The organism is Sutterella sp., assembly GCF_030539355.1.
In the GTDB taxonomy this organism is placed as follows: domain Bacteria; phylum Pseudomonadota; class Gammaproteobacteria; order Burkholderiales; family Burkholderiaceae_F; genus Sutterella.
The window spans coordinates 1-5,719 of sequence record NZ_JAUNSF010000110.1 but is presented as its reverse complement, the minus strand read 5'-3'; the positions used below and the strand labels follow the sequence as shown (position 1 = coordinate 5,719).

The window sequence follows — 5,719 nt, the reverse complement described above, 5'->3', positions numbered from 1 at the left end:
CGGCGGCCTTCGCCGCGCCCATCTGGGCGAGGCGCTTCGGGTGGAAGCGCACGAGCGAGTCCGGCACCGCGCGGCCCGTCGGGGACGCGAGCCAGCAGGCGGCCCAAGACGTGCCCATGGGCGCCAGGGGCGGCCGCTCCGTGCGGCACCGCTCCATCGCCGCGCGGCAGCGCGGGTGGAAGGGGCAGCCGGCGGGACGGTCGGCGAGACCGGGCATGGAGCCCTCGATCTGCTCGAGCCAGAGCCCCGGCGCGCTGATGTCGGGAATCGCGCCCATCAGGCCCTTGGTGTAGGGATGCTGGGGGCGGGAGATCACGTCGGCCACCTCGCCGATCTCGACGATCTCGCCCGAGTAGAGCACCGCGACGCGGTCGGCGGTCTCGGCGATCACGCCCATGTCGTGCGTGATGAGGAGAATCGCGGCGCCGTGCTCGCGCGCGAGGCGCTTGAGCAACCCGATGATCTGCGCCTGGATCGAGACGTCGAGCGCGGTGGTCGGCTCGTCGGCGATGATGAGCTTCGGCTCCGCGGCGAGCGCGAGCGCGATCACGACGCGCTGGCGCATGCCGCCCGAGAATTCGTGCGGGTACTGCCGCGCGCGGGCCTCGGGCGACGGGATGCCGGTTTCCTTCAGGAGCGCCACCGCGCGGGCGCGCGCCGATTCCTTCGTCATGTCCGGGCGGTGCGCGAGGATCGTCTCCACGAGCTGGTCGCCCACCTTCATGAGCGGGTCGAGCGAGGTGAGGGGATCCTGGAAGATCGCGCCGATGCGGCTGCCGCGCAGGCGCTCGCGCTCGGCCTCGGGCATCGTGTCGATGCGCTGACCCTCGAGCGAGATCTCGCCCGCGGTCACGGCAGCCCCGGGCGGCAGGAGCCCGATGAGCGCCTGGCCCGTCATGGACTTGCCCGCGCCCGACTCGCCCACCATGCCGAGGATCTCGCCCCCGGCGATAGAGAAGTCAACGCCGTCGAGCGCCCGCAGGGTCTTCCCGCGCGCGGTGATCTCCACGGTGAGGCCCTTCACCTCGAGGACGGGGACGGCGGCTTTCATTTCAGTCTGAGTCATGCCGGTCTCCGTCAGTTCGTGAGCGCGGGGTTGAAGGCGTCGCGCAGCCAGTCACCCACGAGGTTCACCGAGAGGATGAGCGCGACCAGGGCCGCGCCCGGGATGATCGTGATCCACCATTCCCCGGAGAAGAGGAAGTCGCTGCCGATGCGGATGAGCGTCCCGAGCGACGGCGTCGTCGGGGGCACGCCCACGCCGAGGAACGAGAGCGTCGCCTCGGTGAGGATCGCTGTCGCGACGTGCAGCGTGGCGAGCACGAAGACCGGCCCGAGCACGTTGGGAAGGATGTGGCGCCACAGGATCACGGGGCGTTTCACACCGATCACGCGCGCCGAGAGCACGTACTCGCGGTTGCGCTCGACGAGCGTCATGCTTCTCACCGTGCGGGCGTAGGGCACCCAGCCCGAGAGCGTGATCGCGGCGACGAGCACCATGTAGGGGAGCATCGTGTGCTCGCCCGGCGGGAGCGCCGCGCGCAGGATGCCGTCGATGAGGAGCGCGAGCAGGATCGCCGGGAAGGAGAGCATGATGTCGCAGATGCGCATGATGATGCTCTCGGTCCAGCCGCCCGCGAACCCCGCGAGGAGCCCGAGCGAGACGCCGAGGAGGATCGAGAGCGCGACCGCCGCCACGCTGATCGCGAGCGAGAGCCGCATGCCGTAGAGCATCGCGCTCCAGAGGTCTCGCCCCTGGTCGTCCGTGCCGAAGAGGAAGGCGGGGTCGCCCTCCTCGGTCCAGGAGGGCGGGAGATTGGCGAAGCTGATGTCGATCGTCGCGAGATCAAAGGGGTTCTGCGTCGAGAGGACCGGCGCGCCGAGCGCGAGGGCTATGAGGAGGATTCCCGTGACGAGCGCGATCTGCGCCGTGCGCGAGGCCTTGAGCGACCACCAGGCGGGCGAGTCGAAGAAGCGCTTCCAGAACCCCTCCCGGGATTCCCTGCTTTTCTGCGTGTTCATGGCCGTTTCCGTCATCTGTCAGCCCCTCCTCGAGATCTTGAGCCGCGGGTCGACCATCGCGCAGAGCGCGTCGGTCAGGAGATTGATGACGACGAAGAAGAGCGCCATCAGGCAGAGGTAGGCCGTGAGCACCGGAATGTCGGCGAACTGCACGGACTGCAGGAAGAGCATGCCCATGCCGGGCCACTGGAACACGGTCTCGGTGACGATCGAGAAGGCAATGAGGCCTCCGAGCTGCAGGCCCGTGATGGTGATCACCGGAAGGAGCGTGTTCTTCAGCGCATGCCCGAGGTACACCGAGCGGGCGGAGAGGCCGCGGGCGCGCGCGAACTTGATGAAGTCCTCGCGGATCACCTCAAGCATCTCCGCGCGCACGAGGCGCACGATGAGGGCGAGCTGGAAGATCGCGAGCGTCACCGCCGGGAGAATGAGATGCTTGATGCCATCGGCGGTGAGAAGCCCCGTTGACCACCAGCCGATCTGCACGACCTCGCCGCGCCCGAAGGAGGGGAGCCAGTCGAGCTCTACCGAGAAGACGAGAATGAGGAGGATGCCGATGAGGAACGTGGGGAGCGACATGCCGAGCACCGAGGCGCCCATCATGAGCTTCGAAGTGATGGCGTCCGGCTTCACCGCGGCGCGCACGCCCGCGGGGATGCCGAGGACGAGGGCGAGGATGAGCGCGGCGAAGGCGAGTTCCATCGTCGCGGGCAGGCGCTCCGCGAAGAGCGTTGCCACGGGCGCGGCCTGTCTCAGGGAAAGCCCGAAGTCGCCCTGCGCGGCGTTGCCGAGGAAGCGCAGGAACTGCACCCAGGCGGGCTGGTCGAGGCCGAGCGCGGCGGTGAGGCGCGCGCGGTCTTCGGGCGAGGCGTCCATCGGGAGCATCTGGGCGACGGGGTCTCCGATGAACTGGAAGAGCACGAAGGCGATCGCGGCGACGGTGATGAGCACCACAAGGGCCTCAAGGAGCCGTCGCGTGAGAAAGGCGAGCATAGGCGGAAAGTCTGCTTCTCTGGGGAGTTGAATTCTTCTCGTCCGTCGCGCCGGGGCCGGGAGCGACGAAAACTCCAATTATCCAACAGTCGAGGCGGACCGGTTCTGCGACGGCCCGTCAAACTGCACTCCGCCCCGGCGGCCTCTCTCAGGCCGTGCGCTTTATCGTCACCCGCTCGATGCGGCTCGGGCCGGCCTCGGCGACCTCGAAGAGGAGTCCCTCGATCTCGATCGAGTCGCCCGCGGCCGGGATGCGGCCGAAGCGCTCGAGGAGCAGCCCGGCGAGCGTGGCGTAGTCATGGTCGGGGTCGCGCAGGTTCTGCGCGCCGCAGGTCTGCTCGATCAGGAGCAGGTCGGCACCGCCCTTCGCGGTCCAGCCGCCCGTCGGGAGCGGCTCGATAAACCTCGCCTCGTTCTCGTCGGGGAACTCGCCCGCGATCGACTCAAGCAGGTCATGCGTGGTGATGAGGCCCTGGATCACGCCGAACTCGTCCGTGACGAGCACGATCGAGCGCAGTCCCTGGCGGAAGTCGCGCATGAGGCGGATGACGTTCACGGTCTCGGGCACCATCGCCGGGCGGCGGCGGCGCGCGAGTTCGGCGATACCCTCCGCCGTGGGGTCGATCCCCGCGAGGTCCTTCGCCTTGAGGATGCCGATCACGTTCTCGAGCGCCCCGTCACAGACCGGGTAGCAGGAGTGCGGGTGGCGGCGGATGCGCGCGAGGATCTCCTCGATCGGCTCCTTCACGTTGACCCAGGAGATGCCGCTTCGCGGCGTCATCACGGTCTTCACCGTGCGCTCGGCGAGCGTGAGCACGCCCTCGACCATGTTGCGCTCCTCTTGGGCGAAGGCGGGCGCCTCCGCCGCGGCGGCCGGGGCCTCCTCGCCGGAGGGCTTCGCCGCAGGGCGTTCCATGAGGTTCACGATCGCGGCGAGGGTCCGTTCGCGCAGCGGCACCTTCTCGGCGTTGCGCTTCATGCTGCGCGCGGCGACCTGATTGAAGAACTCGATCATGATCGAGAAGCCGATCGCTGCGTAGAGGTAACCCTTCGGGATGTGGAACCCAAGGCCCTCGGCGACGAGCGAGAGACCGATCATCAGCAGGAACGAGAGGCAGAGCACCACCACCGTCGGGTGGGCGTTGACGAACTCGGTGAGCGGGCGGCTCGCGATGATCATCAGCACCATCGCGACGACGACCGCGGTCATCATGACGCCGAGGTTGTCGACCATGCCGACCGCGGTGATGATCGAGTCTAGCGAGAAGACCGCGTCGAGAATGAGGATCTGCGTGATGACGAGCCAGAAGCCCGCGTGCCCCGCGTTCTTCTCCTCGCCCGGCGCATGGGCCTCGAGGCGCTCGTGCAGTTCCATCGTGGCCTTGAAGAGCAGGAACACGCCGCCCGCGAGCAGGATGAGGTCACGGAGCGAGAACGCATGTCCCCAGATCGAAAAGAGGGGAGCGGTCAGGCCCACGAGCCAGCTCATGACTGAGAGCAGCCCGAGGCGCATCACAATCGCGAGTCCGAGACCCGTGTAGAGCGCCTTGCTGCGCTCGGCTTCGGGAAGCTTTTTCGCGAGGATCGCGATGAAGACGAGGTTGTCGATGCCGAGGACGATCTCGAGCACGACGAGCGTGAGCAGACCGGCCCATATGGCCGGGTCGAATAGGAAGTCCATCTGAGGTGGTGCGCAGGATCAGGCAGCCGGTCCGCGGCTGCACGGGCGGAGAGCGCCTCCCGGATCACGGAAGGCGGGTCGGGTGTCCCCGTCGGCTTCTATCCTGACAGGCCCGGATTCGCCGTGGCTTAAGAAAGTCCGACGACGTTGCGCTTTTCCCAGCGGCAAACGGCGCTTTTGCGGCAGACGGCCCGGGGCCGGCCGCGCAGAATGTGTCTCACACGGATTCGGAGAGTCTGCTGAGCGCCACCGCGTCGGTGAGCTCGATCACGCCGCGACGGGTTGCGACGGCGCCTGCGGAGCGGAGGGCTCCGAGCGCACGGACAAGGCTCGCGCGGTCGACGCCGAGGAGCTCCGCGAGCTCGGTCTGCGTCACCCGGAGTTCGGTCGAGTCGGCGAGCGCCGCGTCCGGCGCGTTCCTGAAGAGCAGCATCAGGACGGAGGCGAGCGAGGCGGTGACGCTCCCGAGCGCGACGTGGCTCGCGGTGTAGAGCAGCAGGTTCACGTATTTCGAGTACCAGTCGATGGTCGTGAGCGCGAACTCCGGGTTCCTCGCGGCGAGCGCGATGTGGTCGGCGCGGCTGAATTCAAGCGAAGTCACCTCGGTGACGGCCTCGAGCGTGATCGACTGCTCGATCTCGAAGTCGTTGCGGTGGTAGACGGGAAAGATCGTCCCCGGTCCGTGCCAGGAGATGCAGCGGCGGCGGCCCGTGTCATCGGCGACGGTGCACTTGGCGAGTCCGCCGTCGATCAGGTGCGGGTGATTGAGCCCGTCGCCCGCCTGCCAGAGGAATTCGCCGGGCTCGAAGCGCCGCACTCGGAAGGGAATCTGCAGAAGCTCCGGCCGGAGTTTCTCAAAGTCACCCGTGAAGAGATAGCGCGGCAGAAGCATTGGAAATCACTCCCGTTTCATGGAGACCCAGAGCATGAAGAAAGTGAAAATCACCGTCCTCAAGACAACCTTTGATCCTGAAAGCCGCCTAATGCACACCCGAGAGGCATCTGGGCGACAAATTCCTGCCA

Annotated in this window: 5 protein-coding genes; all 5 read right to left on the bottom strand. The window is 67.7% G+C overall.

Annotated elements, in window-relative coordinates; translation table 11 throughout:
- A partial coding sequence (locus tag Q4F91_RS11635; RefSeq protein ID WP_303337887.1) for an ABC transporter ATP-binding protein occupies nucleotides 1-1,066 on the bottom strand: 1,066 nt, incomplete at its 3' end.
- A gap of 11 nt (nucleotides 1,067-1,077) precedes the next feature.
- The gene (locus Q4F91_RS11630; RefSeq protein ID WP_303337886.1) at nucleotides 1,078-2,022 is read right to left on the bottom strand and encodes an ABC transporter permease; all 945 of its coding nucleotides are present in this window, start codon (nucleotides 2,020-2,022) and stop codon (nucleotides 1,078-1,080) included.
- 18 nt (nucleotides 2,023-2,040) lie between these two features.
- Nucleotides 2,041-3,015, bottom strand: coding sequence for an ABC transporter permease (locus Q4F91_RS11625; RefSeq protein ID WP_303337885.1), 975 nt, complete (start codon nucleotides 3,013-3,015; stop codon nucleotides 2,041-2,043).
- Between the two features lie 148 nt (nucleotides 3,016-3,163).
- Nucleotides 3,164-4,696, bottom strand: coding sequence for a transporter associated domain-containing protein (locus Q4F91_RS11620; protein WP_303337884.1), 1,533 nt, complete (start codon nucleotides 4,694-4,696; stop codon nucleotides 3,164-3,166).
- A 217-nt stretch (nucleotides 4,697-4,913) separates the two neighbouring features.
- The gene (locus tag Q4F91_RS11615) at nucleotides 4,914-5,588 is read right to left on the bottom strand and encodes a Crp/Fnr family transcriptional regulator (protein WP_303337883.1); all 675 of its coding nucleotides are present in this window, start codon (nucleotides 5,586-5,588) and stop codon (nucleotides 4,914-4,916) included.
- Nucleotides 5,589-5,719 lie beyond the last annotated feature (131 nt).